Below are 26,013 nucleotides of genomic sequence, written 5' to 3' on the forward strand. Positions count from 1 at the left end.
CTGACAGTCTCTTTTATTGATGGTTTTTCTTATATTCATACTGCCCCGCAAGCATTTCCATGATATTTCCGAACATATCGGCACGGGTAATCCGTTCATTCGTAAATACCCCGATAGCCCCTTCTTTCTTGCGGATATTCGCTTTCTTGGTGAAATCGTCCATAATCGGACCGAGCTCTTCCCCGTTTTCCAAGCGATCCGCAATCATTCCGGGGAGGGGAATTCTCGCGCCTCCGGCAATGAAGATATCGCCATCCTTCGTGGCCATTGCCCCCCAGTTGCATACGAATAAGCCGCGTTCCATTTTAACCACGCCACCTTCGAGACCGATTCCGATATCGGCCCCCTTTTCAAGCAAGCAATTTCTGGCCCGGTTCACAGCCCCGTTCATGGTCTCTTCATCTGAAAATGGTTGTTCCGAAACCCCACTTTCCACCTGTAGCGAGATGACTTCTGCTTCTTTATAGATGTTAATCACGGCCTGCACTTTCGCCGGGTTTGTACTGCCTACTACAATTTTCATATGTATGCCCTTCCCTCTATGCAAAAAAAGCTGATGGAAGGGTGTCCCCTCCATTTCAGCTTTCATTATCATCCGTTATTCTTCAATGTCTCAAATGTCGTTTTATCGCAAGCGCGGACCAACTTCCCAATCAATTCACGGGCAGCCGCATAATCATCAATATGGATCATCGATGCATGGGTATGAATGTAACGTGAGCAAATCCCAATCACGCCGCTCGGAATCCCATCATTGGCAATGTGGACCTTTCCTGCATCCGTTCCGCCTTGAGAAACAAAATATTGATAAGGAATATCATTGGATTCGGCCGTATCGAGGATGAATTCCCTCATTCCGCGATGTGTGACCATCGTCCGGTCTAAAATACGCAATAATGCACCTTTACCCAGCTGTCCAAATTCACTTTTATTGCCGGACATATCATTTGCCGGGCTTGCATCCAAGGCGAAGAAGATATCCGGTTTGATCATATGTGCAGCCGTTTGGGCACCCCGTAATCCCACTTCTTCCTGAACCGTCGCACCCGAATATAAAATATTCTGTAATTTTTCATCCTTCAAATCCTTCAATAGTTCAATCGCAAGACCGCAACCATAGCGATTATCCCATGCTTTAGCAAGGATTTTCTTTTCGTTGGCCATCGGCGTGAAAGGGCAAATCGGAACAATCTGCTGACCAGGCTTAACCCCGATCCGCTTCACATCCTCCTGGTCATCCGCACCGATATCTATCAACATATTCTTGATATCCATAGGTTTCGAACGCTGCGATTCATCAAGCAAATGCGGAGGTATGGAACCAATGACCCCGATTACCGGCCCGTTGTCCGTAATAATTTCCACTCGTTGTGCCAAAAGAACCTGACTCCACCAACCTCCAAGTGTTTGGAAGCGGATCATGCCATTTTCCGTAACAGAAGTGACCATGAAGCCCACTTCGTCCATATGTCCAGCCACCATTACAGTTGGGCCTTCTTCATTTCCTCTTTTTACGCCAAAGATACTTCCAAGGCGGTCCTGAACGATTTCATCTGAATATTTTTCAAGCTCACTTCTCATAAAATTACGCACGGCATGCTCATTTCCTGAAGCCCCTGGTAATTCCGTCAATGTTTTAAATAGTGTTAAAGTCTCTTGATCCATATCTCTACCCCTTAACTACTTTTATTTCCTATCTATTTTACCTAACTTAGACGATAGTTACCACCTAGCATGTTTTAATTTATCAGTAAATGGGTAAAATTTCAAATCGTTAGTCAAAGAAAGACTTCTTATGTATACTAGATAGAGTGAGTAATAAAAAGCAATGGAGGAGAAATTCATGAATTGGAAAACGTTTCTATTGGGGGCAGCAGCCGGCTTCGCTACAGGCTATGCTACAAAACAAATTTTGAATCAAACAAATACGCCTTCTCCTGACAAAGTATTGGCGCAGGTGAAGGAAACAGTCAGAAAAGATGGAAGTATATATGGATCTTGGATTTTAATGAAACCCGAAACCTATCAAAAAAATGATTTGGACTACCAAGTATATAAAGGCGGCATCACTAGAAATACCGATGGTAACCGCGAACAATTTGAATTCATTGCAGATGCTACTACCGGGACGATATTGGAATTGAATGCACAACATGATTGAACAAAAAAAGGAGGCGACCCAAATCGCCTCCTTTTTCTATGACTTACCGTTTCCGTTTCACTTCATCCTTTACCTCTTTACCCGTTTCATCCCACTTGATGGCACAATACTGGGCATCATGATAAAAGCTGTACCAGGCCCCGTTCTCCAGACCATATTTCATCCACTTTTCCTTTGCCGAGATCGAAGTCATTGGGTAGTCGTCATAAGCCAGTACCCACAGGACATTCGCATGGGCGTGCGTTGGCATGATATCGGCTAAATGGATCAGCTTGTCCTTACCGTCTTCAACCAGGATGATGGCATGTCCATCACTATGTCCGCCGGTATGAATCATTTTAATGCCTTCCGTGATTTCACGTTCTCCTTCAAAAGGACGGACAAGGTGGGCAATCGCCTCCCAGTTTTCCTTCCAGTATGTACTTTTTGAGCGGATATTGGGTTGCTGCATTTCATCCCATTCGATTTGGGTCGTGATGATTTCGGCACGTTCGAAAACCGGGACCAGTGAATCTCCTTCAGGCTTAGTCAACCCACAGGCATGGTCGAAATGTAGGTGGGTCATTAGAATGTAATCGATTTCATTTGGTTTGATCCCGAGCCGACCTAAATCCTCTATGAGCCCGGACTCATCCGTCACGCCAAAATTCCGTTTCTGTTTGTCGTTCAGCTTTCCATTCCCGATCCCGGAGTCTATCAACATATTTAATCCGTTCACTTGAACGAGTATCGGATCTGTCCGCAATTCAATCTGGTTATTTTCATTGACCGGATATTTCTTGGACCACAGTGGTTTCGGTACGACACCGAACATCGCTCCACCATCCAGGTGGGTCACGCCACCATTCAGCCATGTTAATTTGATTTCCCCTATTTGTAAAGTTTCCATTTTATCCCCTCCTCACCCTTCAGTTTAACATCTGCTCCCATTTATTGAAATTGATAACATGTAACTCTTTCCCAGAAAAAAACAAGACACCTAAAAGGTGCCCCTACTTTCCAGCCGGTATATAAAGATGTTGATAGTGATTCCGAAGTTTATGCTTTTGAATCTTACCGGTTGACGTCATCGGTAATTGATCGACCACGATGACTTCCTTAGGAACTTGGAAGGTTCCTAGATTCTCTTTACAATGTGTGATGATTTCTTCTTTCGTAATGGTAACGTTCGGTTTGGGAACGACGAATGCGGTCACAGCTTCTATCCACCTTTCATGCGGCAGACCGATAACCACAGCATTGAGCACCTTTTCGTGCAAGGCTAGAATCTGCTCTACCTGGATCGAAGCCACATTTTCGCCACCGGATTTAATGATATCTTTTTTCCTGTCGACAAAGACGAGCAATCCGTCTTCATCAAAATAGCCCAAGTCGCCAGTATGATGCCATCCGAACCGCTTGCTTTTTTCCGTCTCCTCCGGATTATTCAAATAGCCGATCATGACATTCGGACCCCTATGAACAATTTCTCCGATTTCTCCTTTTTCCAACGTCCGCCCTTCTTCGTCCATTATGGCGGTGTCATTGATGATTCCCGTCCCACCCCAGTAAGGGCCATGCTTCCTTAGTTGATCTTCCGGCTCGAACATGCAAGTTCCCGGGTACACTTCCGTTTGTCCAGAAGCCAGTGCGAATTCCGCCCCTATCTCCTTCATCCCTTTTTCAAGGGTGACCCGGTCCATGGGAGCCATCGCATATAAGCAGAAGCGTAAGGAGGTTAAATCATAATGTTTAAAATTCGGATGATAGAGAATCGCTTTATAGATCATGGGAAGACCGAACATCCAAGTTACCTTTTCCTTCTCTACCGTTCTCATGAAGGATTCCGGTTCAAATCCCGGCAAAATGACCAGCGTGGCACCTACATTGAAAAAGGAAACGGCCAAGGTATGCTGGGCACAATGGAAGAGAGGCATGATGACACTGGCTATATCGTCCCGCTTCATACTGGAACCAATAATATTGGACAAGCTGGCGATATAAATCGATAGATGGGAAATCATCACCCCTTTAGGCATGCCCGTCGTCCCGCTCGTGAACATAATTTGGGCCAAGTCCCGATCCTCAATATGGACCTCTGGTTCTTGCTTACTGGAGAGCCGATACGCTTCCTCCAGGCGTTCAACTGGAGAGACATTTTTCCCAATGATCAACAGTTCCGGACAAAGACTTTTCAATTCTTCCTTTTTTCCTTGTAGAAAAATTTCATCGACAATGACTAACTTCGAATCTACCTCTGAAAGAATATAACTCTTTTCATGAAAGGATACGCCTGGATTAAGCGGCACCCACACTAGACCCGCCTTAGCGATGCCGAAAAAGACGATAATGAATGAGACGGAATTCCCGCAGATTGTCGCGACCGCATCTCCCTTTTCCAGGCCGGAATCAAGCAAATAGTTGGCAAAGCGGTTCACCTCATCGTTCAGCTCCCGATAACTCCATTGTTTATCCCCTTCTATGACCGCCACCTTGTTTGGAAACCTTCCTGTTGTCCTGCGTAATATATCCCCAACAGCCAGCCGGTTCATCGCGGTAATCTCACTCATGCTTTTCCCTCCTTAGTTTTAAAGTGATACAGACGAGACATTCTACTTCTGCCTCGTCTGTATAGGGTTAGCTCAACATCGTACCATGCTTCTTATTTGGAAGCGGGAACTCTTTATTCTCGAACACCTCATAACGGGAAATGAGTTCTTTTCGCAAGTCCCCCGGGATAATCAAGTCATCGACAAGCATGTCGCCTGCTAGTTTATAAATATCATAGCTTTCACGATATTGATCACGCAGTGCCTTGACAAATTCAGCCTTTTGCTTTGGATCAGGAATTTGACTCAACTGATTATAATAAACGGCGTTAATGGCTGCTTCAGGTCCCATGATTGCTACCTCAGCCGAAGGAAGCGCAATGGTCGTATCCGGTTCGTATGCAGGACCTGCCATTGCATAAATCCCCGCCCCATAGGCTTTACGTACGATTACGCACAGCTTTGGAACATTGGCCACGGATGTGGCGTATATGAAATTCCTCCCTTTTCGTAAAATGCCCTGTTCCTCGACCTGTGTACCGACCATGAAACCAGGAGTATCACACAAGTAAAGCAAGGGAATCCCATAGGCATCGCAGAGCCACACGAAGTTTGCCCCTTTATCGGAGGAATCAGGAAAGATGGCGCCTCCTTTGACCGTCGGTTGATTGGCAATGATGCCGACAACGCGTCCATCGATTCGTGCAAAACCTGTTACAAGCTCTTTCGCATAACTTTTTTTCACTTCAAGGAAGCTCTCACCATCAACAATGCTCTCGATTAGTTCGTGGACATCATAGGGCTGGTTCGGCTCTTTCGGAATGATATTATCAATATTCAGTGGATCACGAGTCGGCGGGACGGGAGGTGCACTAGGTGGCTTGCCTTCGAAACTATCCGGGAGGTAGCTTAATAGTTTTTTGACGACTTCGGCAGCCTCTTCTTCCGTTTGGACAACAAAATCGACGCTTCCACTTTTTTCTGCATGCATTTTTGCCCCGCCTAGTTGTTCGATGTCGACTTTTTGACCTGTCGCCATCTGTACCATCCGTGGTGAAGCAATCGCCATGCCGGCTTTTCCTTCAAGCATGACGACGAAATCACAGAAGACCGGCATATATGCTGTACCAGCGAAGCAAGGCCCATACATCACTCCAATTTGCGGAATCCTTCCTGACATGATGCTGTGATTATAGAAAATCTTCCCGCCTGAATATTTATCGGAATGATAGCCACCGCCTTCATCAATCCGGCCTCCTGAGGAATCGATCATATAGACGATCGGGCGTTTACTTTTGATGGCGGCCTCTTGCATACGCAGGATTTTTTCCCCATGATAGCGGCCAATAGAACCCGCTTTGACGGTATAGTCACTTGCTGTGAAATATACGAGTCTATCATTGATTTTACCGGCTCCCGTGACGACTCCATCAGCTGGCAGGTCCTTTTTCGTCGCGTTGGCAAATGTCCCCGTTTCATACGTGGGTTCTCCGTTGTCAAAATATAACTTCAAGCGGTCACGGACGAACATTTTCCCAAGCGTCTTGATTTTCTCATGATTCTTCGGGGATCCCCCTTTATGAATTCGCTCGAGCTCACTCGTAATCTTCTGCAATCTTTCTGAATTCTCACTGCCCTTTTCAATAACCTTTTGATCTTGATCCATCTCGGTCCTCACCCTTTTCAATAGATTTATCGTTCTGACTAAACTAATTTCCCTCTATTTTATTTATGGATAAACACCGGCTGTTTTTTCTCGATAAAGGCCTGTACACCTGTCTTAACATCTTCTGTCTGGAACACTTCGCCAAAGTATTTTGCCTCAATCAGCAAACCTTCTTCCAACGTCGTTTTCATTCCTTCATCGATCGTTTTCTTGATTCTTGAAACCGCTTGGAAGGAATAGCCCGCTATTTCCTCAGCTAACTCTATCGCCGCTGCCAAGCCCTTTCCGGTCGGGACCACTTTATTCACCAATCCGATTCGTTCTGCTTCCTCCGCCGTAACGGCTCTTCCCGTTAAAATTAGCTCTTTTGCCCTTCCTTCTCCGATCAGCCTTGGTAGACGCTGTGTCCCGCCAGCCCCCGGAAATAGACCCAACTTCACTTCAGGGAGACCAATTATGGAATGTTCTTCTGCAATTCGGATATCACAGCAGAGGGCCAACTCGCATCCCCCTCCTAGGGCCAATCCATCAATGGCCGCTATGACCGGTTTTGCAATGTTATCGATTTTATTAAATGGCTCTTGCATATCACGGGCACGGGCTTCATTGAATGCCACACCCTGGCCGACCAATTTAGGGAATTCCTTTATGTTCCCTCCGGCAACAAAGGCCTTGTCTCCTTTGCCTGACAATACAATGGCCCGAACTTCGTCATCTTCAGCTAAACGATCGAATACCTGGTTTAAGCCAATGACAACATTTTCGCCAATCACATTGACCGGCGGGTTATCAATATAAACTACCGCTATGCCCCTGTCTTTTTCATATGAAACGATCTCTTTCATCACGATAGAACCTCCTGTTTCTTCGCCATCAGGATTTTCATCGTCGAAACGCCCACCACATCTCCATTTTGTTTTTTCACCTTTTGTTTCGCCGTAATGACGCCCATTCCATCGTCCCGATCTTTTAATTCCAAAATGGAAATCTCTACAGAGATCGTGTCCCCGATAAAGGTCGGATTCGTAAAACGTAATTTATCGATCCCGTAAAAGGCGACGACCCTTCCAGGTTCGAATGCAGAAAGGCCAGATGCAATCGAGCATACCAGCATCCCATGGGCAATTCTCTGTCCAAATGGCGAATACTTTTCGGCATACTCCTTATCTGTGTGAAGCGAGTAAAAATCCCCGCTTAACCCGGCAAAATTCACGATATCCGTTTCTGTGATTGTACGGCCTTTCGAAGTCCAGACCTCTCCGACTTCATACTCATCAAAATATTTATTAAACATCCTTACACCCTCTTTTCCGTTTCGTATGGTTTAGATAGAGCACGTTTCAATACTTTCCCTGTCGCATTTCTCGGCAGTTCATCCAATAGCTCTATTTCCTTTGGCATCTTGAATCGTGCTAATCTGCCATCACAATACTCTCGGATATCGTCTAACTTAATTGTCTGACGTGGGCTGTTTAAGACGATATAGGCCTTGATCACTTCGCCCCATTTTTCATTAGGGATGCCAATGACGGCAACTTCCTTCACATTTGGCATCCTGACAAGCACTTGTTCAACTTCGATCGGATAAATGTTTTCCCCGCCGCTAATTATCATGTCTTTTTTCCGATCGACAATATAGATGTAGCCTTCATCATCGATTTTTGCGAGGTCGCCAGTATAAAACCAGCCGGATCGAAGTGCTTCCTTGGTTGCTTCCGGTTTATTCCAATAACCGACCGTTATGTTTGGACCCTTGATGGCTAGTTCACCCACTTGGCCAATAGGCACTTCCCTGTCTGTCGGATCAACAATCTTGACACCGACATGGATGGGTGGTTTTCCGACCGACCCGATTTTACGTATCGTATCTTCCTCTTTCAATATACTGACGATAGGCGCCGTCTCGGTCATCCCGAACCCTTCCATGAATGGAATGCCTTTACCCTTGAAATATTCGATGACCGGAAGTGGGCATGGCGCCCCTCCAGAACATGCCAAACGGAGAGAGCTTAAATCATAATCCTCGATTCTTGAATCATGCATGACCAACTGCCACATCGATGGGACCATGAACACGGTCGAAACCTTCTCCTTTTCAATCCATTCTAGCGTCGATTGAGGGGTGAACAAGTCAAGCAGCACGACAGTACCGCCCAAATACATCATTTGTGTTGTGGAAATTCCGAGCCCACCAATATGGAACAACGGGGCAACCGTCAATGTAATGTCCTCGGCTGTCACCGGCAAGAGGTAAAGCCCATTCATGATGTTCGCTAGTGTATTGCCATGTGTCAAAATCGCTCCTTTGGGCTTGCCTGTCGTTCCGGATGTATACATAAGCATCAAGTAATCATCCGCATTCAGCTCAAAACCAGTCTCCGAGGATGGATACTCACCAATCAATTTTTCATAGGGAGAGGATTCACGATCACCTCCTGGATTCACTTCAATGAATTGGAGGTGTGTTTCGTTCTTTTCCTTTAGCTCTTCTATGATGAACTGGAGACGCACATCGTAAATGAAGACTGAACTGCTCGAATCCTTAACGATATAATCTACTTCCGGTGCACTGAGGCGGATATTGATTGGTACGAATATCGCTCCGATTTTTGCACAGGCGAAAAGTGTTTCCAAAAATTCATTTGTGTTTAACAGCAGGACATTGACCCTGTCGCCTTTCCTCACACCCTGATCCAAAAGGGCATGTGACAAACGGTTGACCCGATTGTTCAACTGCATATAGGTCAATCGCAGGTTTCCATAAACGATTGCTGTTTTATTCGGTATATTTTCACTATGATGGGTTAACCAATAACCTACATTAGCACTCATATCCAGCCACCTCACTTTTAAAAATACCAAGGGCATATTAATAGAGACTTATGTTAAAACCCATCTGTAATTTTCAAGCGTTTCGATAAAATCTCGCGCATGATTTGTGTTGTCCCCCCACCAATTGGCTGAAGCCGGGCATCCCGCCAGTACCTCTGTATCGGGTATTCCATCATATATCCGTTTCCACCGTGAATTTGAAGGGCCTCATCACAGACCCGATTCACCATTTCAGCAGCATACGCCTTCGCCATCGTAGCTTCGGTCGTTACGTTGACCCCCTTGCTGTACTGTTCAACGGCCCGGTACGTAATGTTCTTTGCCTTTTCAATATCGACAGCCATATCGACGAGCTTATGGCGCAGTACTTGAAACTGCAGGATTGAATCTCCGAATTGCTTGCGATCCCTTGCATATTGAACCGTTTCTTCCAACACCTTCTCCGCAAGCGCCACGCTCGTGAACGCCATCGTCAACCGCTCCCACTGGAAATTGACCATGATTTTCTTAAACCCTTCATTTTCCTCACCAATCATGTTTTCGACCGGTATTTTCATATTTTCAAAATACAGCTCACCCGTATCGGAACTGCGCCAGCCTAGTTTATCGAGCTTCTTGCCAACGGAAAAACCTTCCCAGGCCGTCTCGACAATGAATAAAGACAGACTCATATGTGGCAGGCTGTCAGCCGTTTTCGCAGCGACAATGATGAAATCCGCATTCACTCCATTTGTGATGAAGGTTTTGGATCCATTCAAGATGTAATGGTCCCCTTCTCTCACAGCTTTAGTGGCAATGGATGATACATCACTTCCCGCACCGGGCTCCGTAATGCCGAGTGCGGCAATCTTCTCTCCCTTGATTGCCGGGACCAAATATTTTTCTTTTTGTTCATGGGACCCAAAACGCCATATCGGTGTAGTCGCAATCCCGATATGCGCACCAATGGCCGCACCGGTCCCTCCCGCACCACATTTAGAAAGTTCCTCCAAAAACACCATCTCTGTCACTAAATCCAAACCGAGTCCACCATATTCTTCAGGATATTTAATCCCTAAAAACCCGAGTTCAGCCATTCGTTCAAATAAGACGCGAGGCGTTTCCCCTGCTTCTTCATATTGTTCAACGTAAGGGGTGACCTCCTTTTCAATGAACTTGCGTACCGATTTCCGAAAGATTTTATGCTCTTCTGTAAAAATCCAATGGCTCATCGTCTGACCACCTCCTTGTATTCTTCCAAGCCCATTGTTTTTGCGATGATTTCTTTCATGATTTCATCGGTTCCGCCGCCAATCCTATATAATCTGGTGTCTCTCCAGATCCGTTGAATGGGATATTCCATCATATAGCCATTGCCCCCAAAAATCTGAAGGGCACGATCGGCGACCCAATGAGCCATTTTCGCCGCTGCCAATTTAGCCATGGAGATTTCCTTTGCCGGAATCTCGCCACGACCGAAGCGGTATGCCGTTGCATAGGTCATCTCCTTCACGACCTCAATCTCCGTCTTCATTTCTGTCAATAAATGGCTGATCACTTGGAAATTGGCGATTTCCTGATAAAATTGCTTTCTTGTTCTTGCATAATCACGTGCCAGCTCATATGCATAATCGGCCATCCCTACTGATCCCGCAGCTCCAATCAGCCGTTCGCCCTGTAGTTCCCACATAATCTGCATGAAACCTTTCCCCTCGACGCCCAGAAGGTTCGTATATGGTACACGTACGTCTTCAAATACAAGCTCTGCTGTATCCGAAGAACGCATCCCTAGTTTATCCAGCTTCTTTGCTACGGTTACACCGGGAAGGTCCAAATCCACTAGAATCATCGAAATCCCTTTATGTCCAGGTGCATCTGACGTCCTTACGACAAGCGTGATGAAATCAGCGCGCGTACCATTCGTAATGAAGGTTTTTGCACCGTTGATGATCCATGTGTCCCCATCACGGCGCGCCCGCGTTTCAATCGAGGCGACATCCGAACCATGATTTGGCTCGGAAATCCCGATAGCCGCAATTTTTTCACCTCGGATGGCGGGTTTTAAATAGGTTTCCTTCTGTTCATCGGTGCCGAATTCCAATACCGGCGGTGTCGCCATATCAGTTTGGACCGCAATCGCCATCGGAAAGCCACCCACGCCGCTGCGGGCCATTTCTTCGGCAAAAACCACGCCAGCAAAGTAATCCCAACCTTGACCACCGACCTCTTCCGGATAACGAAGACCGAGGTACCCTAAATCCCCCATTCTTTTAAATAGGTCACGAGGAAAAATTCCGTCCTTTTCCCACTCTGCTACGTATGGTGTAATTTCTTTTTCAACAAACTTTCGAACCGTCTTCCTTAGTTCGTGATGTTCGTCAGTAAAATATGGTTCATAGCTCATTTCTTCACACCCCAACCTTTAATAGTTTGCTAGCCAATTCTTCCGGGACTTCAATCGGGAAACGCAAGATATTGGAACCGAAACATTTCCCCAAGTTGTCGATTCTAAGCGATGACGATCCGCCGCCGCCCAATGCTTCATGGCAAACGAAATTCAAGGCGGAGATATTTGGCATCTCATAACGGATGACTTCCCCTTTCACAAGCTCTGTAAAGAACTCCTTCACCGCCTGGGACGTCATTTGTACTTTAAGATACGGATACAGTTCCTCACTATTGGCAAAGACACCGATATTGACTGTATTGCCTTTATCTCCTGAGCGGGCATGTGCGATGAGATTAAGAGTCACTTTTGGCATACGCTTCAACCTCCTTGATCGATACCGAAATATTTGCTTCCACCCATTCCCGATCAATCAGCGTCGACCACATGCCAAGCAACTGTCTGGTTGGAATATTGCCTACTGCCGACAATGTCGGCGGACCATTCAAGGCAAGCGGGGGAATCAACCTGCGGAAACCGTCTGCCACCCGTTTATCCTGGGCTTTGACAACAATCCGCACATACAATTCATTAATATCCTCCTGCGGTAACTTAGCAAGTGGGCCATGAAGCGAATTGTAACCGACGAAATCAGTGCGAATTTCGTCGAAAGGAAGTCCTCTCTGCTCTAGCTGGTTACGGATGATTCGGTCTGCACTTTTCGCTTTTTCGAATGCATCGGGCCACGAATAGCCAATGAGTGCCTGACCCATGTAACCGTTTTCAAATCCCATTACAGCTTTTAACGTTTTCGGGCTTTCCTTCCCCTTCACTCCCTTCACCTTCACTTCATCCTTGCCGACCTGTTCTAGCGTGACGCCTGTGATATCCACCACGACGTCTGGCGTGATGTAAGCGGATGGATCGTGGATTTCATACAGCATTTGCTCTTTGACCGTATCCACGGAAACGAGACCACCGCTATCCTTTGGCTTGGTGACGATGAATTCACCGTTTTCATACATCTCGGCTATCGGGTAACCGATATTTTCAAAGTTTTCGATGTCCTGCCACCTGCCACTAAAATTACCGCCAGTCGATTGTGCTGAACACTCTAACAAATGACCCATGAAAATGCCGCTTGCAAGCCTGTTCCAATCATCCTTTTCCCAACCGAATTCATAAATCAAAGGGGCGAGGAACTGCGCGGTATCCGTTGACCTTCCGGAAATGACCACATCCGCCCCTTGCCTTAAGGCCTCCACAAGTGGCTGTGAGCCGATATATGCATTCGCAAACAGTAATTTTTGCTGAACTTCTTTCGTGAATGGCAGGCCTGTTTCCAAATCCTCCAAGTCCATTCCAAGCTCAATTAGTTCATCGATATGTGGCAAAATATTATCACCCGTAATGACTGCGACCTTTAAATCGTTCAGGCCAAGCTCCCTAGCGATACTCAGCACTTCTTCTTGTGCACCAAACGGATTAATACCACCCGCATTCGTCAAGATCTTGATCCCTTTCTCCTTTGCAAGAGGCAACAGCATATTCATAGCGATGCCAATATCTTTCGTATAGCCCGTGTCTTCCCGCTTTTGTTTATCCTTTGCCAAAATGGCCATCGTCAGTTCAGCTAAACAATCAAATGATAGGTAATCTATATCCCCATATTGAACATTCATGAGCGCCCCATTAAACGTATCTCCGTAAAAGCCTTGTGCCGCTCCGACTCGAACCGATTTCATTTTAGCTCCACCCCTTTCAACCTTCATTCGATAATAGCCACAACATCATGTTCCTGGATGAAATCCCCTTCTTGAACGGAAATGGTCTTTACGGTTCCCCCCGTTTCCGCAGTGATCGGGATTTCCATTTTCATGGATTCCAAAATGACGATCGTTTCACCCGCTTCCACCTGTTTCCCTGACTCACTTGTGATCTTCCAAACAGACCCACTCATCGGCGCCGTTACTTTCATCTTCATCCATCTCCTTTTCGTTTTATCTTCCTGTCCAAACCGGTGACCGTTTTTCTATAAAGGCCATGGCTCCTTCTTTCAAATCCTCACTCTGAAAAGACACGATCCGCATCATCGACAATAAATCCATTGATTTTGGCAAATCCACCTGTTCCGTCAAATAGAAGGCCTCCAGACTAAGCCGTACGGCAAGCGGACTATAGGATGCCACCTGTTTTGCCAGCTTCCACGCCTCTTCCTCCAATTGATCATGCGGGACGACTTTGTGGACCAGCTGTAAATCCTTTGCCTCCAATGCCGTATAGGTATTTGCCGTAAGCATCATTTCAAGCAGCTTACGATTGCCAACGGCGCGCCTTACAAGCGGCATGATCACAAAGGGAACAATGCCCAGCTTCAGTTCGGTCAATCCGATTTTCGCTTTATCAGAGGCTACTGCGAGATGGCTCATCGCAACCAACCCGGCTCCCCCTCCAAAGGCCGCTCCATTCACTGCGGCGATAATGGGCGTTTTGACGGTGGAACCTAGTTTAAAAAGCCCTGTACTTTCAATTCCCTCTTCATATAGTTGGGGTGCAGACTTAGTCAAATTCCCCTGAAATCCTCTAATATCCGCTCCAGCTGAAAAAGCTTTACCGGTACCCGTCAATAAAATGGAACGGATATCCTCTTTGTCATCCGCAAAGCGAATGGCCTGGACCAGTTCCTTACACATTTCCATCGACAAGGGATTTCTCATTTCCGGCATGTTTAAACGGATTAACGCTACCTGCTCGGTTTCTTCATAGGTTATCGTCTGATAATTGCTCAATAATTTTCACCTCACCATTTTGATACTTAGTATTAATGCAAGCCTCATGCCAACTTTACGTTTTTTTCTTTTTTAAAATGGAACTTTTGACTGAATCTGCTTACACCACCATTTTTTTATCAATGGGGCAAACCTCCTCCTCCCGATTACTCGTCATGAATGTCGTTCCTTCAGTGAACATTTGTGTTTTTTTCAAACCATCTGTCTTTAAAAGTGGACATTTAATTACATTGTATTTATTGGAATATTTTGTATAATCATAGGTATGAGAAACTTTTAAAAGGAAGAGGGATGTTATGCAGGTCACCAATATCATGACCCACCACTTCATAAGATTGACTCCCGAGACCACCATCCAGAAAGTTTTGGAACTATTTCTAGAACAACGGCAAGATATTGCGTGCGTGTTCAAGGATGGGGAATTCACCGGAATCGTAACCAGGAATTCGATAACACGCTTAATCTTGCAGCATGCCCAATTAGAGGATTCAATTGAGCGGGCAATCATCAATCCCGTTGTCAGCTTCCTGGAAGATGATAGCGTTTTCAAAGCGAAGGAAGTACTGTTGCATTCAAATATTGCCCATTCCGTCATCATGAATAGCAAGAAAGAGGTCACTGGCATCTTATCCAGGGCCAGTATCGTCACGGGCCTGATTACCGAGTCGGAGCACCTTGCCAAACGGCTCAGGGTATTAATGAATCATTTAAGTTCGGGTGTCATTTCGGTTAATATGGACGAAAGAATCGACTCATTAAATGAAGCTGCCCAAAACCTCCTAGGAAACCAAAAGAATGATCAGATTCTTGATAAGCCTATTTCTTCTGTCATACCTTCCATATTGCCCACTGTTAAGGAAGCCTTAAAAACCGGAACCGCCTTTGAGACGATGAAAATCGATATCAATCATACGACTCTCATGTATTCTGTTTTGCCACTTAAGGAATGGAATCAAATTATTGGCGCCATGATTGTACTAGAGGATGTGACCAAATATGAAAAGATTGCCAGTGAATTGGAGTCCACGAAGAAAATCGAGCAAACTCTCGACAATGCATTGGAACTTGCCTATGATGCTGTCCTGCTCACAGATTCTGCAGGAATGATTACTAAAGCGAATCAAGGATTTTTGAATATGATCGAGGTGGACTCATTGGCTGAAGTGATTGGCCAACCATTGAGAAAAGTTGCCCCGGAAATTTACAGGTCCATGGCAAGCCTGGGTGAGGAAACACAAGGAATGTATGTAAATGTTAAGAGGAATAAAGCGATATTGACAAAGAAAACAATGAAGAAAGAAGGGCGCAGCATCGGGACCATCATTAAAATCATCTATAAACAACTTGATGCGTGGAAGGAATTATTCGCGCATATGGACAAGCTAGAACATGAACTCAACCATTACCGCCAGGAGTTGAGCAGAGTATCCCAACTTAACACGACATTTTCCCAACTAGTAACCATCAGTCCCCTCCTCCAGCGCTTGAAGCAGGAGGCTTTTACTGCGGCCCAGGGATTTTCCAGCATCCTGATAGTCGGTGAAAGCGGAACCGGAAAGGAATTGCTCGCCAATGGCATCAACCTAGCATCAGGACGGAAAGGCAGTTTCATTAAAATTAATTGTGCGGCAATCCCGGAAGCTCTGCTTGAGTCTGAGTTTTTCGGATATGATGAAGGAGCTTTTTCAGGAGCGTTAAAAGGCGGGAAACCCGGGAAATTCGAGCTTGCGGAAGGTGGCACTCTCTTGCTTGACGAGATTGGTGAAATGCCGCTATCCCTTCAGGTAAAACTTCTACGCGTATTACAGGAAAAAGAGTATGAGCGCGTCGGCGGCACTAAAACACGCAAATCCGATGTTCGGATTCTCGCATCGACCAACCGGAACCTCCTCCAGCTCATTAAAGAAGGGAAATTTCGGGAAGACCTCTATTACCGGCTCAATGTCATTCAACTCGAAATTCCTCCACTCCGAAAAAGACTGGAAGACATACCGATTTTATGTGAGCATTTCATGCAAAAATTTCAGCGCTATAATCCTAAAGGCGTCATCGGTGTAACGACGGATGCCTTTCAGAAGCTACAAAAATATAATTGGCCAGGCAATGTGCGCCAGCTTGAAAATGTGTTAGAACGTGCCTATCACTTTTGTTCAGAAAACTGGATAACCGACTACCATATCCAATTAGAAACCACTACCCCGCAGCCAAACCAAAACACACTAAACCCATCTTATCCAACCAAGACCCTTTTCCCAAAGAAACAAATGGAAGATACCGAAAAAGAAATTTTACTTGAAGCTCTCGCGCAAACAAAAGGAAATAAGACAGAAGCTGCACAATTACTTGGCATCAGCCGGTCGAACATCTATCAAAAGTTGAAAAGATACGGAGTGATCACTACTTTCCAATAAAGCTACTCCAAACAAAAAAACCAGACGCCCATCGCCTGGTTTTTTTGCATGTTACCGGTATTTTGCTTCTAAACGGTAGATCACATTGCCTTTACTTGAGAACTTCTCTTCGTATTCCGTCATGATATTGCCTTCGAAATCACTGTTATGCAAATCAAGACTCACATATTTCAACAGCATGCCATACTCGGAAATGCTCTTCAAGGATGACTCGAACAGACCTTGGTTATCCGTTTTAAAGTGGATTTCCCCTTGATCCGGAAGAATGCTTTCATACGTTTCAAGGAAGGTCTTATACGTTAACCGGCGCTTCGCGTGACGCGATTTCGGCCATGGATCGGAAAAATTCAAATAAACTCGGTCCACGTCACCTTTTGCAAAGTAATCTGCTAAATTGGCTGCATCCACGTTCAACAGCTTTAAGTTTGGCACATCCGCTTCAATCAGCAAATCCAGTGCCGCAACGATTACACTTCTATATACTTCAATTCCAATGAAATTCACATCAGGATGGGCTTTTGCCATTTCTGTAATAAAACGGCCTTTTCCCGTACCTACTTCAATATATAACGGATTATCGTTACCGAATACTTCATGCCATTTACCTTTATGGCTCACTGGCTGCTGAATCACATATTGCGGATATTCATTCAAACGGTCTTCAGCCCAAGGTTTATTTCTTAAACGCATGATGACACCCCTATTTATAATATAATCGTTCAAACCATAACACGAGATTATGGATTCCTGCAAGTTCATTTTCTCGTAATCGGACTGCTTCATTCCCTCATTAAACAAAAAAACTGCCGGCCATCCAGGCGGCAGTCTCTGCGATTATCATGTATAAAACTTTTTGCAACACACACCATAATCAAGAGAACAGCAAAAAAATCTTTAGGGATCCAGTTGATTTCATAATTAGAAAGGAGCGATAATATGCCGCTTTCCCATGAAAACCAATTACATCTGTTAAAAGACATTTTATACAACCAAAACACGGACTGCTGCGGTTCCGTCGCCGAATATGAACAAGTTGAAAGGCTTGTCAAATCATTGATGGTCAATGCCGATATCGATCAAAATGTAAAAACGATACTAAAAGAAATTTACGAATATAGCCAGACAGGCATCGGAGCCTCGGATTCAGAGGCACATATCAATTCCCATCAGGACGATTTGTCCCAATGGATCGATGACATCGATCAATTTAATTAACCGTCCATTAATAAAGATTCTAGTTTCATCAGTAAATCATTTCTTTCCTCGTACCGCTCTCTACTATGATGCCACTGGATGGAAAGCACGAGTTGGGAAACTGTGTGCCATTTCATCCTCATTTCCAATCCCGCATCCAGCTTTTTACCGTAACGGGCTAACCATTGTTCCCATTCGCCGCGTGGCACATAAGAATACAATAGCATGCCGAGATCGATGGCAGGATCACCAATGACCGGAGCATCCCAATCAATTAAAAACAATCCGTCGGTTTCGGTCATAAGCCAATTATTATGGTTCACGTCGCAATGGCACACGACATTCTCATCGCATTCAATCAACAGTAGGTTATTCTCTAGAAATTGAATGGCCTGCTTGATGATCATTAGGTTATTTACCTCTAAAGATAAACCGTTTTCTATGTCTGTAAGTATACTTTCAGGCCGTAAAGGACTTTTACCAAGCCTTTTAAGCATGCTTAATAAAGGGTCGGATTGATGTATTTTCTGAAGCAGTTTGGCAACCCTCTCTTTGGCCATTTCTGCTTGAGTTAGCTCCCTACCTTCCATCCAATGCTGGGCCGTAATCACATCCCCATTTGCGAGGCGTTTTGTCCACACTAATTTTGGAACAATGCCCTCGGCCGAAAGAACAGCTAAAAATGGCGATGAATTTCGTTTCAGGAACAGCTTTTGCCCATCTTTCTCGGCAATGAACGCTTCTCCCGTAGCTCCTCCAGCAGGGGATATATCCCACTCCTGACCTATTAAATGTTCCAACTGGCTCACCTTCGATTTCCTCGCTTAATCATACAAATGTAAGTACGTTCACCTAGTGTATGTAATACCACTACCTAATGTTTATTAAAGAACCCGCCTGTTGGCGTAGCTGCATGTATACGTGCATCGGAACTAATCCCGCAATAAAACATCATTATGATAAGAAAATAAAAAATAGCTATTGAGCAATCTAACAATAGCCATAAATTAAATTTTAGTTGAAATATGGTTTCTTCGTCAAGTACTATAAAACGATTATACCCATAAAACAAGTACAAAGGAATCATTTCGAAACGGATAAGCATTGACTACCCTTGAACATGACCCGAAATTTCTCCTTCAGGACCCCTACTTCTACCTCATTCATCCCGACATTTTCTCCATCTGCCTGACCTTTGGCGGATCGAAAATTCTAAACGGCTCTCACTTTACCGGAAATAGAGTCCACGTTCTTCATTTACACCTTTCCATCATGCAGTCAGGAAGTACGGTCGATGCTTTATAAAGATGGAGATATCATCGACTGTACGTAGCTCGTAGCTCAAGGGAGCTCTTTCCCCATCAGTCCTTAGGCCCTTGAAGGTATGTAAAAATAATTTTTCGATAAAATGAATAGATAAATTAATTTACCCGTTTTTATAAAATTCAACCATTTATTTAAGGGGGGAACGGTTCACTCCATAGGTGATTGCAGACATCATACAAAAAAATAAGAAAGCGATTCATTCGATTAGCCGTTTCTGAACACCTCTTACATAGTCCTTTCCGAACCACCTGGAATGGGGGGCCAGTGGTTGCATAAGGGAATGAATCCGCTCCGTTTATGACTTCGTGTAGCAGACCATCCCCTCCAACGATTATGATTCCTGTTGTTGATCGGCATCCCATTCCGGACGTAGGCTTGAAGTCGTTTGGCAATAATCCAAGAGAGCCTGTGCCCCTTTTAGCTGTTGCGCCTTAAGCGGGGAAGATATCGACCGCATCCTGTCAAACCATTCTGGAAAAGTCCGCTTATCCAATAAATCGATGTCGTATGGAGTCTCCGGGTAATCCATATAGCCATTCCGCGAAAGGACCACTTTTTTTATCGGTAGATTCACTTCATACAGTTCAAATAACTGGGAAACAATACTTCCCATCCGGTTAACGGCCAAGAAAGGATTGAGAACTTTTTTGTCCGGATATTTATGATGGTGCCGTAGCCAAAACCGATCGCTCGATCCAATAAAGGCTGCATCCTCTTCCGCTTCCAGAAAGGTGATGCACCACACATCCACCGGCGTAAGCAAAATGACATCGACTTCGATCGGAGCATTTTTCAATAGAAAGATAGGTTTATATAAAACAAGAAATGTATCAGGAAAACGCTGCAGGAAAAAGCGGAGTTTTTCTTCTAGAAAGAATGATTGGTCCACATAAGACCTTTCACGAAGCGTCGAGCTGCCCCATTTCATCTGGAAACGAAGTAACTGGTTTAAGAAATTCTGCTTAAGTTCATCCAAGTTTGCTGGATTTGCAGGTACCCTTAACGAAAAGACATTATGATTGATCACGGGATTCGGTATATGAATTTCTTCGGCCTCTTTCTCTTGACCGTCCGACCTTTGGAACAATCCTTTTACTTTACGGAAGAGCCCCTTTGGCTCTTCCTCCGTCGTCGTGCCTTTGAACAGGGTTTGTTCTTCATCCGGTTGACTGTACAGCTGTTCTAGCTCCCCTGCGTGATAGGCGGCCTGCAGTTTATCCCACTGTTGTTTTTTTAACTTTGCAAATTGTGACGGATATCGATAAATATCCTGCTCATACCGGGAAATGTAATCCTGTATTTTTATGAGCTGTGCCATTCGACCACCACCCATCTTCCTCTATTATTGAAGGTTTATTGTATATACTGGTTCGTATGAGGGGGATGCCCCAAGATGTGTCTGATAAAGGGCTATTTGGGAAGCTTGAAATGCTTTCGCTTCCGGATTTGCCAGCTGACGGGCCTCATTGATGGAAAAAGGGGTCTCACCCTCGAATTTCCTGGCCAGAGTAATATGCGGTTTGAACGGTTTTTTATCCAATTCAAAACCTGCCTCTACGCATGATGCATAGATTTTCTTTTGGATGAAAGTCAGCCTTTCTTCCTGTTTGACGCCTGCCCACAAAATACGCGGGCTCTCTTTTTTACCAAAAACATCGATCCCCTCTACCTTGAGCTCAAACGACTGTTCATTGGCGAGTGCACGTTTTATTTTTTCCAAAGCTTCTTCTTTCATTGTATCTTCGGCATTTCCCAGAAATGCCATCGTAATATGATAATCGGCTGGATGTAACCATTTCTTAAATGGAAACTCCGATTTCACTTCATTTGTCTGGTTATGTAAATGATGCTTAATATCATCTGGCAGTACTAAAGCAAAGAAAAAATGAGTATTCATCGGACACTAACATCCCTTCCCGTTTTCTATATAATTTTACCATAATTCCCACGCAAAAACTTCCCTAGTAGCATCAAACGCGGAGCCCTTCTCAGTCTCCCCTTTCCCCCGTTATTCATGCCACCTTATGACTACAACAATTCGTATATCCATCGCTCTTACATTAGGCTACCCCCGCTTCTTACACCTTCCTTAGGAAAGGAAAGCAAAAGAGAAGGACCATCAGCTGGTCCTCCCCTTTGCTTTATCCGATTTTAATGGTATTACCCAAGTAGCGTCTCATATAGCAAAAACAGGTTCAGTCCGATAATGAGGACAGCGATGATCCAGGCACAGCCCGACGTCACTTTGTGATTGACTAGATTGCCCATGATTTTCTTATCACTTGTAAACCGTATGAGCGGAATGAGCGCAAATGCAATCCCAAACGATAATACGACTTGACTCATTACGAGCGCTTTGGACGGATTCACTCCCATCAAAATGATCACTAATGGAGGAATCGTCGTGATCAGCCTTCTCAAATAGATGGGGATATGTTTTTTTATGAACCCCTGCATGACGACATCCCCTGTGAGCATACCGACGGACGAGCTTGATAGACCGGCAAACAATAAGCCAATTCCAAAAAACATGGCAACAGATGGCCCTAGCATCAAGGCAAATTGGTCATAGGCCACATCCAAATCTTCTACAAGCACCCCACTTTTATGAAACAATGCAGCCGAAACCACTAGCATGGCAGCATTGATGGCACCCGCTATGAGCATGGCAATGACGATATCGATAAACTCGAAACGAAAAATCCGTTTCCTTTCCATTTCGTCCTTCCCAACGATTCGCTTTTGCGTCAGAGAAGAATGTAGATATATCGCATGTGGCATGACAGTCGCCCCAAGCATCCCAGCTGATAGTAAAATGCTATCGACTCCTTCGAACTTGGGTGTAAGAAGCCCCATAAGGAGTGCTGAGGTATCCGGTTTTGCATAAAAAACTTGGGCGCCAAAAGCAAGCACCACCACGAATATCATCCCTGTGATCAACGCTTCAAATGTACGGTATCCCCTGCGCTGAAACTCTAAAATGGCAAATGACCCGATTGCCGCAATAAGCGCAGAAGTGATAAGCGGAAGATCGAACAGTAAATAAATCCCGAGTGCGGCTCCGATAAACTCGGCTAAATCCGTCGCCATTATGACGATTTCGGCTTGAATCCATAAAAAGAACGATGACTTTTTGGAAAATGTCTCACGGCATAGTTCAGGAAGGTTTTTCCCTGTTGCTATTCCTAATTTTGCAGACAAGGACTGTATCAAGACCGCCATTAAATTGGACGCAAGAATAACCCATAATAACGTATAGCCATATTTTGAACCCGCGGCAATGTTCGTTGCATAATTCCCTGGATCAATGTAAGCAACGGCGGCTATAAAAGCTGGCCCTAAAAAGGGGAGCAGCTTTTTAAAGCCTCTCGTATCTCCATGTAAAGAAGACATGCACTCCAACTCCTTTTTATACGCGGCTTAAAAAGTTGCGCAAGGTAAACTTTTGATATGAAAAAGTATATGCCTGTAGTTTGAAAATGTCAAAATGGATGCTTACTAAAAAAGGACCGTATAGGGAACGGGTTCATGAGCATGTTACGTTTCGAAAAATGTTCACATAGAAATCCCCCTGCCTCCATTCAGACAGGGGGATTGGGAATCTATTCAGTTAAACTACCACATTGTCGCTCGATTTCCTGTGTAAATAACTTTTGTAGTTGGAGTGTGATGCTTCCGGCCTTTCCATCCCCAATCAATTGCCCATCGATTGCGGTGATTGGCGTGATTTCAACGCCTGTGCTTGTATACAGGACTTCATCCGCATCCATCATGTCCGAGAGGGTGAAAGGTTCTTCAACATAAGAAATGCCCTTATCGTTGCACAGCTTAAGTAGGATCTGGCGGGTAATCCCATTCAGGATCAGATTCGTTGCCGGGTGCGTCTTCAGCGTACCCTTCACGATGATCGCCACATTGGATGAACTTCCCTCCGTAACCGTTCCATCCCGATGTTGGATCGCTTCGTCACAGCCTGCTTCAACAGCTTCCTGCTTAGCCATTATATTACCTAGCAAATTCAAGCTCTTGATGTTGCAACGTAACCAACGGATATCCTCAACCGTGACAGCTTTGACCCCAGACTTACTTCCTGTATATGGCATATCCTTGGTATAAGCGACAAAAACAGGGTCTACTTCACCTATTGGAAATGCGTGATTACGGGGCGAAGTGCCTCTCGTCAATTGCATGTAGACAATACCATATTCCAGATTCTCTGCAGTAATCAGTTCTTTTGTCCTTTCCTTGATCTCTGCCACTGTAAAAGGAACCTTCAGTTGAATCAGTTTCGCGCTGTCCATGAGTCGGTTTAGGTGCATGTCGGCTGCAAATAGTTTTCCGTTATAAACACGGATGACTTCATAAACACCATCGCCGAACTGGTATCCTCGATCCTCGACATCTATCTGGATGGCAGACCGGTCTTTCAATTCACCGTTATAAATGATCTTCCCCATGTCTTACTCCTTCTTAACCTCTTATTTGGCTAGTTCATGAATGGCACGGGCATAAATGGCCGTTGCCTTCAGCATATCTTCTATATCGATATACTCATCCTTTTGGTGCGCGATATCCTCACTACCTGGGAATAGAGGGCCGAATGCGACGCCTTCCTTCAATGAGCGGGCATATGTTCCGCCACCGATGGAAAGGAGCTCCGCTTGTTCACCCGTTTCCGCTTCATACACTTCTTGCAACGTCTTGATCAAGAAGCTATCACTGTTCACATAGTGAGGTGTCGAAAGCGAATTGGATTCCACACGTAGATTATATGTGGAAAGCTTTTGTTCTAACGCTTCTTTTTGCTTTTCCCATTCATATGTGACCGGGTAACGCATACTGAATCCGATGGAGCTATCGCCTTGTTTCGAATAATTGAATGTGCCGGCATTGATCGTCAATTCACCTGTTTGTTCATCCGTATAGGCGACACCCAACTTAGTGCCACGGGAATCTTCAAATAGATAATCCTTGATGAAAGTGAAATAGGATTTTGCATGGGGATCTAGTGATAAGTCCGCCAAGAACACAGCTAAATGCAGACCCGCATTGACTCCATTTTTCGGTTCCATCGCATGGGCTGAAACCCCATTCAGTTCTAGTAGGACTTGATTTTTTTGTGGCACAGCCTGTCCTTTCAGCGAATATCTTTGTAAATAGTTCTGGTAGCCTGCAACGATTTCAGCAGGGTTGGCCGCTTCCACAATGGCCGTTGCGAAATCGGGTACCATATTCGTTCTTCGGCCTGAAGAAAATTCCAAAACATTCACTTCTGAATTCGTTCCGGGTCCTGCATCCGCTGGCTGAATGATGGAATAATCCCAGATTCCTTTTTCCGCACTGATGATAGGGAAATCTGCATCCGGGGCAAAGCCCATCGTCGGCATTTCCTCCACTTCGAAATAGCGATCGACACAACGCCAATCTGATTCCTCATCCGTACCAATGATCATTCGAACACGCTTGTTCAATGGCTTGCCAAGCTCCCGGACAAGTTTCATGGCATGATAAGCTGCCATCGTCGGCCCTTTATCGTCGATTGCCCCACGCGCGTAAATCCGCCCGTTGCGTATCTCGGCTCCAAATGGATCAGAGCTCCAGCCATCTCCTTCAGGAACTACATCGACATGACATAAAATCCCGATTAACTCCTCACCCTCGCCCATTTCAATATGCCCGGCAACATTATCGACATTTTTCACGGTAAATCCGTCTTTTTCCGCTAACTGGAGCATATAATCCAATGCTTCCTTGACTCCTTTGCCGAATGGAGCCTCCTCTGTTGCTTGGCTTTCATCCAATACACTCTTTATCTTCAATAGGTTCTGTGTATCGACCAAAAGGTCCATTTTTCTTTTTTCTACTTCTTCGCGCCAATTCAATTCACTCAAATCATGACAACTCCCTTTTTCATATATTTCTCATTTTATCACTATTTCTATATGTATCGCCAAGTGTTGAGATCATTCTTTCTTATTCCCGTAATTTGACGCTCATAAAACAGGTACATGATTCAATCACAATCCACTCATAAAAAATAGACCCGCTTCCACGAACAGAACGGATCTCCATCATATATAAAGGAACCAGTCTTTGTTGCCAGGCAAGGCCCATTATCCTTTAAGTCAAAACACCAATGAAATAGCCAACAGCAGTAAACACCAAGCACCAACTGAATGCCCCTACACCAGCAAAGATACAATATTTGCGTTTACCCATTCCATTCATTCCAGAAAAATAACTGGCAAAATGGCGGATTCCCGGAATGAAATAGGCGATGATAAGGGTCCACGGTCCGTATTTATTAAACCATCTCTCAAGACTCTCCAACCGTGTCGGAGTCATCCGAATCCACCTTCCATGTTTCCTTAGGAAAGGCTTGCCAATTTTTTTCCCGATGAAATAACTGACCAACATCCCCGAAACCGAACCTAGAAAGCTGACAAAGAATGCACCTTGTACATTCAAAACAGAAATAGAAGCCAAATAGCCGACAAACGTCATCATGAACTCATCGGGAACAGGCAACCCGATGATCCCTAATGCTAAAAGTCCATATATCGCAAAATAACCATAGTTTGAAATTAACTCTTTTACCATGTCCATTCTTCGTACTCCATCTCAGACACCCTATGTAAGAAGTAATCCAATTTCGGTACGGGTCTGGTTAACGTGATTACTTCTATCTTATAGAATAACCCAATTTAACCCAAATGAGTGGTTTTTCTAAAAAAAACTTCG

26 protein-coding genes are annotated in these 26,013 nt (G+C 44.8%); 3 read left to right on the forward strand and 23 right to left on the reverse strand.

What is annotated here, in order from left to right; genetic code table 11:
• Positions 1 to 13: 13 nt before the first annotated feature.
• Positions 14 to 523, reverse strand: coding sequence for a DUF84 family protein (locus ACIQXU_RS03100; RefSeq protein ID WP_402874861.1), 510 nt, complete (start codon positions 521 to 523; stop codon positions 14 to 16).
• 68 nt (positions 524 to 591) lie between these two features.
• Positions 592 to 1,665 carry a M42 family metallopeptidase gene (locus ACIQXU_RS03105; RefSeq protein WP_402874859.1) on the reverse strand — a complete coding sequence of 358 codons (1,074 nt, stop codon included), beginning with the start codon at positions 1,663 to 1,665 and terminating at the stop codon, positions 592 to 594.
• Positions 1,666 to 1,843: 178 nt separating this feature from the next.
• Here ACIQXU_RS03105 and ACIQXU_RS03110 point away from each other — a divergent pair, with 178 nt between their 5' ends.
• Positions 1,844 to 2,161: a PepSY domain-containing protein gene (locus tag ACIQXU_RS03110; RefSeq protein WP_402874856.1), complete on the forward strand. Its 318-nt coding sequence runs from the start codon at positions 1,844 to 1,846 to the stop codon at positions 2,159 to 2,161.
• A gap of 43 nt (positions 2,162 to 2,204) precedes the next feature.
• Here the strand turns inward: ACIQXU_RS03110 and ACIQXU_RS03115 are convergent, their stop codons facing one another.
• From ACIQXU_RS03115 to ACIQXU_RS03170, 12 genes are all read right to left on the reverse strand, one after another.
• On the reverse strand, positions 2,205 to 3,050 hold the full coding sequence (locus tag ACIQXU_RS03115; protein ID WP_402957769.1) for a YtnP family quorum-quenching lactonase: 846 nt from the start codon (positions 3,048 to 3,050) through the stop codon (positions 2,205 to 2,207).
• 103 nt (positions 3,051 to 3,153) lie between these two features.
• Positions 3,154 to 4,710, reverse strand: coding sequence for an AMP-binding protein (locus tag ACIQXU_RS03120; protein WP_402957771.1), 1,557 nt, complete (start codon positions 4,708 to 4,710; stop codon positions 3,154 to 3,156).
• A 67-nt stretch (positions 4,711 to 4,777) separates the two neighbouring features.
• On the reverse strand, positions 4,778 to 6,355 hold the full coding sequence (locus ACIQXU_RS03125; RefSeq protein ID WP_402874847.1) for an acyl-CoA carboxylase subunit beta: 1,578 nt from the start codon (positions 6,353 to 6,355) through the stop codon (positions 4,778 to 4,780).
• Positions 6,356 to 6,414: 59 nt separating this feature from the next.
• Positions 6,415 to 7,206, reverse strand: coding sequence for an enoyl-CoA hydratase/isomerase family protein (locus ACIQXU_RS03130; protein ID WP_402874968.1), 792 nt, complete (start codon positions 7,204 to 7,206; stop codon positions 6,415 to 6,417).
• Positions 7,200 to 7,649, reverse strand: a complete 450-nt coding sequence (locus ACIQXU_RS03135; RefSeq protein ID WP_402874844.1) for a MaoC/PaaZ C-terminal domain-containing protein — start codon at positions 7,647 to 7,649, stop codon at positions 7,200 to 7,202. The genes ACIQXU_RS03130 and ACIQXU_RS03135 overlap by 7 nt, the downstream gene beginning before the upstream one ends.
• 2 nt (positions 7,650 to 7,651) lie before the next feature.
• Complete coding sequence (menE, locus tag ACIQXU_RS03140; protein ID WP_402986640.1) at positions 7,652 to 9,187, reverse strand: o-succinylbenzoate--CoA ligase; 1,536 nt, start codon at positions 9,185 to 9,187, stop codon at positions 7,652 to 7,654.
• A 53-nt stretch (positions 9,188 to 9,240) separates the two neighbouring features.
• A complete protein-coding gene (locus tag ACIQXU_RS03145; protein ID WP_402986643.1) occupies positions 9,241 to 10,398 on the reverse strand; it encodes an acyl-CoA dehydrogenase family protein in 1,158 nt (385 codons plus the stop codon).
• Positions 10,395 to 11,570, reverse strand: a complete 1,176-nt coding sequence (locus ACIQXU_RS03150; RefSeq protein WP_402986645.1) for an acyl-CoA dehydrogenase family protein — start codon at positions 11,568 to 11,570, stop codon at positions 10,395 to 10,397. The genes ACIQXU_RS03145 and ACIQXU_RS03150 overlap by 4 nt, the downstream gene beginning before the upstream one ends.
• A gap of 4 nt (positions 11,571 to 11,574) precedes the next feature.
• Positions 11,575 to 11,928, reverse strand: coding sequence for an AtuA-related protein (locus ACIQXU_RS03155; protein ID WP_402986647.1), 354 nt, complete (start codon positions 11,926 to 11,928; stop codon positions 11,575 to 11,577).
• The gene (locus ACIQXU_RS03160) at positions 11,909 to 13,297 is read right to left on the reverse strand and encodes an acyclic terpene utilization AtuA family protein (RefSeq protein WP_402986648.1); all 1,389 of its coding nucleotides are present in this window, start codon (positions 13,295 to 13,297) and stop codon (positions 11,909 to 11,911) included. Before ACIQXU_RS03160 ends, ACIQXU_RS03155 begins: the two co-directional genes overlap by 20 nt.
• Before the next feature lie 23 nt (positions 13,298 to 13,320).
• Positions 13,321 to 13,530: an acetyl-CoA carboxylase biotin carboxyl carrier protein subunit gene (locus tag ACIQXU_RS03165; RefSeq protein WP_402874831.1), complete on the reverse strand. Its 210-nt coding sequence runs from the start codon at positions 13,528 to 13,530 to the stop codon at positions 13,321 to 13,323.
• 22 nt (positions 13,531 to 13,552) lie between these two features.
• Positions 13,553 to 14,341 carry an enoyl-CoA hydratase/isomerase family protein gene (locus ACIQXU_RS03170; RefSeq protein ID WP_402986649.1) on the reverse strand — a complete coding sequence of 263 codons (789 nt, stop codon included), beginning with the start codon at positions 14,339 to 14,341 and terminating at the stop codon, positions 13,553 to 13,555.
• Positions 14,342 to 14,637: 296 nt separating this feature from the next.
• Between ACIQXU_RS03170 and ACIQXU_RS03175 the strand changes: the two genes are divergently transcribed.
• Positions 14,638 to 16,752 (forward strand): sigma 54-interacting transcriptional regulator, encoded by a 2,115-nt coding sequence (locus ACIQXU_RS03175; protein WP_402986651.1) that lies wholly within the window; start codon positions 14,638 to 14,640, stop codon positions 16,750 to 16,752.
• A 51-nt stretch (positions 16,753 to 16,803) separates the two neighbouring features.
• Here ACIQXU_RS03175 and trmB read toward each other — a convergent pair whose 3' ends face one another.
• Positions 16,804 to 17,442 carry a tRNA (guanosine(46)-N7)-methyltransferase TrmB gene (gene trmB / locus ACIQXU_RS03180; protein ID WP_402874824.1) on the reverse strand — a complete coding sequence of 213 codons (639 nt, stop codon included), beginning with the start codon at positions 17,440 to 17,442 and terminating at the stop codon, positions 16,804 to 16,806.
• A 246-nt stretch (positions 17,443 to 17,688) separates the two neighbouring features.
• Between trmB and ACIQXU_RS03185 the strand changes: the two genes are divergently transcribed.
• Positions 17,689 to 17,967, forward strand: a complete 279-nt coding sequence (locus ACIQXU_RS03185) for a YtzH-like family protein (protein ID WP_402986653.1) — start codon at positions 17,689 to 17,691, stop codon at positions 17,965 to 17,967.
• On the opposite strand, the gene ACIQXU_RS03190 is transcribed toward ACIQXU_RS03185, so the two are convergent.
• From ACIQXU_RS03190 to ACIQXU_RS03225, 8 genes are all read right to left on the reverse strand, one after another.
• Complete coding sequence (locus tag ACIQXU_RS03190; RefSeq protein ID WP_402874818.1) at positions 17,964 to 18,746, reverse strand: phosphotransferase; 783 nt, start codon at positions 18,744 to 18,746, stop codon at positions 17,964 to 17,966. The genes ACIQXU_RS03185 and ACIQXU_RS03190 overlap by 4 nt on opposite strands.
• A 657-nt stretch (positions 18,747 to 19,403) precedes the next feature.
• Positions 19,404 to 19,634 (reverse strand): diacylglycerol kinase family protein, encoded by a 231-nt coding sequence (locus ACIQXU_RS03195; protein WP_402986655.1) that lies wholly within the window; start codon positions 19,632 to 19,634, stop codon positions 19,404 to 19,406.
• A complete protein-coding gene (locus ACIQXU_RS03200) occupies positions 19,604 to 20,590 on the reverse strand; it encodes an NERD domain-containing protein (RefSeq protein WP_402986656.1) in 987 nt (328 codons plus the stop codon). The genes ACIQXU_RS03195 and ACIQXU_RS03200 overlap by 31 nt, the downstream gene beginning before the upstream one ends.
• A 24-nt stretch (positions 20,591 to 20,614) precedes the next feature.
• A complete protein-coding gene (gene thpR, locus ACIQXU_RS03205) occupies positions 20,615 to 21,169 on the reverse strand; it encodes an RNA 2',3'-cyclic phosphodiesterase (RefSeq protein ID WP_402986658.1) in 555 nt (184 codons plus the stop codon).
• Positions 21,170 to 21,432: 263 nt separating this feature from the next.
• Positions 21,433 to 22,665 carry an Nramp family divalent metal transporter gene (locus ACIQXU_RS03210; RefSeq protein ID WP_402986660.1) on the reverse strand — a complete coding sequence of 411 codons (1,233 nt, stop codon included), beginning with the start codon at positions 22,663 to 22,665 and terminating at the stop codon, positions 21,433 to 21,435.
• A 209-nt stretch (positions 22,666 to 22,874) separates the two neighbouring features.
• Positions 22,875 to 23,729 carry a D-amino-acid transaminase gene (dat, locus tag ACIQXU_RS03215; protein ID WP_402986662.1) on the reverse strand — a complete coding sequence of 285 codons (855 nt, stop codon included), beginning with the start codon at positions 23,727 to 23,729 and terminating at the stop codon, positions 22,875 to 22,877.
• A 21-nt stretch (positions 23,730 to 23,750) separates the two neighbouring features.
• Positions 23,751 to 25,163: a dipeptidase PepV gene (pepV, locus tag ACIQXU_RS03220; RefSeq protein WP_402874805.1), complete on the reverse strand. Its 1,413-nt coding sequence runs from the start codon at positions 25,161 to 25,163 to the stop codon at positions 23,751 to 23,753.
• 229 nt (positions 25,164 to 25,392) lie between these two features.
• A complete protein-coding gene (locus ACIQXU_RS03225) occupies positions 25,393 to 25,878 on the reverse strand; it encodes a DedA family protein (protein WP_402874802.1) in 486 nt (161 codons plus the stop codon).
• Between the last annotated feature and the right edge of the window lie 135 nt (positions 25,879 to 26,013).

This window comes from Peribacillus sp. NPDC097284 (genome assembly GCF_044761765.1).
Lineage (GTDB): Bacteria > Bacillota > Bacilli > Bacillales > DSM-1321 > Peribacillus.

Bases quoted from the DNA above. Each gene is read 5' to 3' on its own strand.
- ACIQXU_RS03100 (WP_402874861.1), bottom strand. From the start codon at position 523: ATGAAAATTGTAGTAGGCAGTACAAACCCGGCGAAAGTGCAGGCCGTG.
- ACIQXU_RS03105 (WP_402874859.1), bottom strand. From the start codon at position 1,665: ATGGATCAAGAGACTTTAACACTATTTAAAACATTGACGGAATTACCA.
- ACIQXU_RS03110 (WP_402874856.1), top strand. From the start codon at position 1,844: ATGAATTGGAAAACGTTTCTATTGGGGGCAGCAGCCGGCTTCGCTACA.
- ACIQXU_RS03115 (WP_402957769.1), bottom strand. From the start codon at position 3,050: ATGGAAACTTTACAAATAGGGGAAATCAAATTAACATGGCTGAATGGT.
- ACIQXU_RS03120 (WP_402957771.1), bottom strand. From the start codon at position 4,710: ATGAGTGAGATTACCGCGATGAACCGGCTGGCTGTTGGGGATATATTA.
- ACIQXU_RS03125 (WP_402874847.1), bottom strand. From the start codon at position 6,355: ATGGATCAAGATCAAAAGGTTATTGAAAAGGGCAGTGAGAATTCAGAA.
- ACIQXU_RS03135 (WP_402874844.1), bottom strand. From the start codon at position 7,649: ATGTTTAATAAATATTTTGATGAGTATGAAGTCGGAGAGGTCTGGACT.
- menE (WP_402986640.1), bottom strand. From the start codon at position 9,187: ATGAGTGCTAATGTAGGTTATTGGTTAACCCATCATAGTGAAAATATA.
- ACIQXU_RS03145 (WP_402986643.1), bottom strand. From the start codon at position 10,398: ATGAGCCATTGGATTTTTACAGAAGAGCATAAAATCTTTCGGAAATCG.
- ACIQXU_RS03150 (WP_402986645.1), bottom strand. From the start codon at position 11,570: ATGAGCTATGAACCATATTTTACTGACGAACATCACGAACTAAGGAAG.
- ACIQXU_RS03155 (WP_402986647.1), bottom strand. From the start codon at position 11,928: ATGCCAAAAGTGACTCTTAATCTCATCGCACATGCCCGCTCAGGAGAT.
- ACIQXU_RS03160 (WP_402986648.1), bottom strand. From the start codon at position 13,297: ATGAAATCGGTTCGAGTCGGAGCGGCACAAGGCTTTTACGGAGATACG.
- ACIQXU_RS03165 (WP_402874831.1), bottom strand. From the start codon at position 13,530: ATGAAAGTAACGGCGCCGATGAGTGGGTCTGTTTGGAAGATCACAAGT.
- ACIQXU_RS03175 (WP_402986651.1), top strand. From the start codon at position 14,638: ATGCAGGTCACCAATATCATGACCCACCACTTCATAAGATTGACTCCC.
- trmB (WP_402874824.1), bottom strand. From the start codon at position 17,442: ATGCGTTTAAGAAATAAACCTTGGGCTGAAGACCGTTTGAATGAATAT.
- ACIQXU_RS03185 (WP_402986653.1), top strand. From the start codon at position 17,689: ATGCCGCTTTCCCATGAAAACCAATTACATCTGTTAAAAGACATTTTA.
- ACIQXU_RS03195 (WP_402986655.1), bottom strand. From the start codon at position 19,634: ATGGGATGCCGATCAACAACAGGAATCATAATCGTTGGAGGGGATGGT.
- ACIQXU_RS03200 (WP_402986656.1), bottom strand. From the start codon at position 20,590: ATGGCACAGCTCATAAAAATACAGGATTACATTTCCCGGTATGAGCAG.
- thpR (WP_402986658.1), bottom strand. From the start codon at position 21,169: ATGAATACTCATTTTTTCTTTGCTTTAGTACTGCCAGATGATATTAAG.
- ACIQXU_RS03210 (WP_402986660.1), bottom strand. From the start codon at position 22,665: ATGTCTTCTTTACATGGAGATACGAGAGGCTTTAAAAAGCTGCTCCCC.
- dat (WP_402986662.1), bottom strand. From the start codon at position 23,729: ATGGGGAAGATCATTTATAACGGTGAATTGAAAGACCGGTCTGCCATC.
- ACIQXU_RS03225 (WP_402874802.1), bottom strand. From the start codon at position 25,878: ATGGACATGGTAAAAGAGTTAATTTCAAACTATGGTTATTTTGCGATA.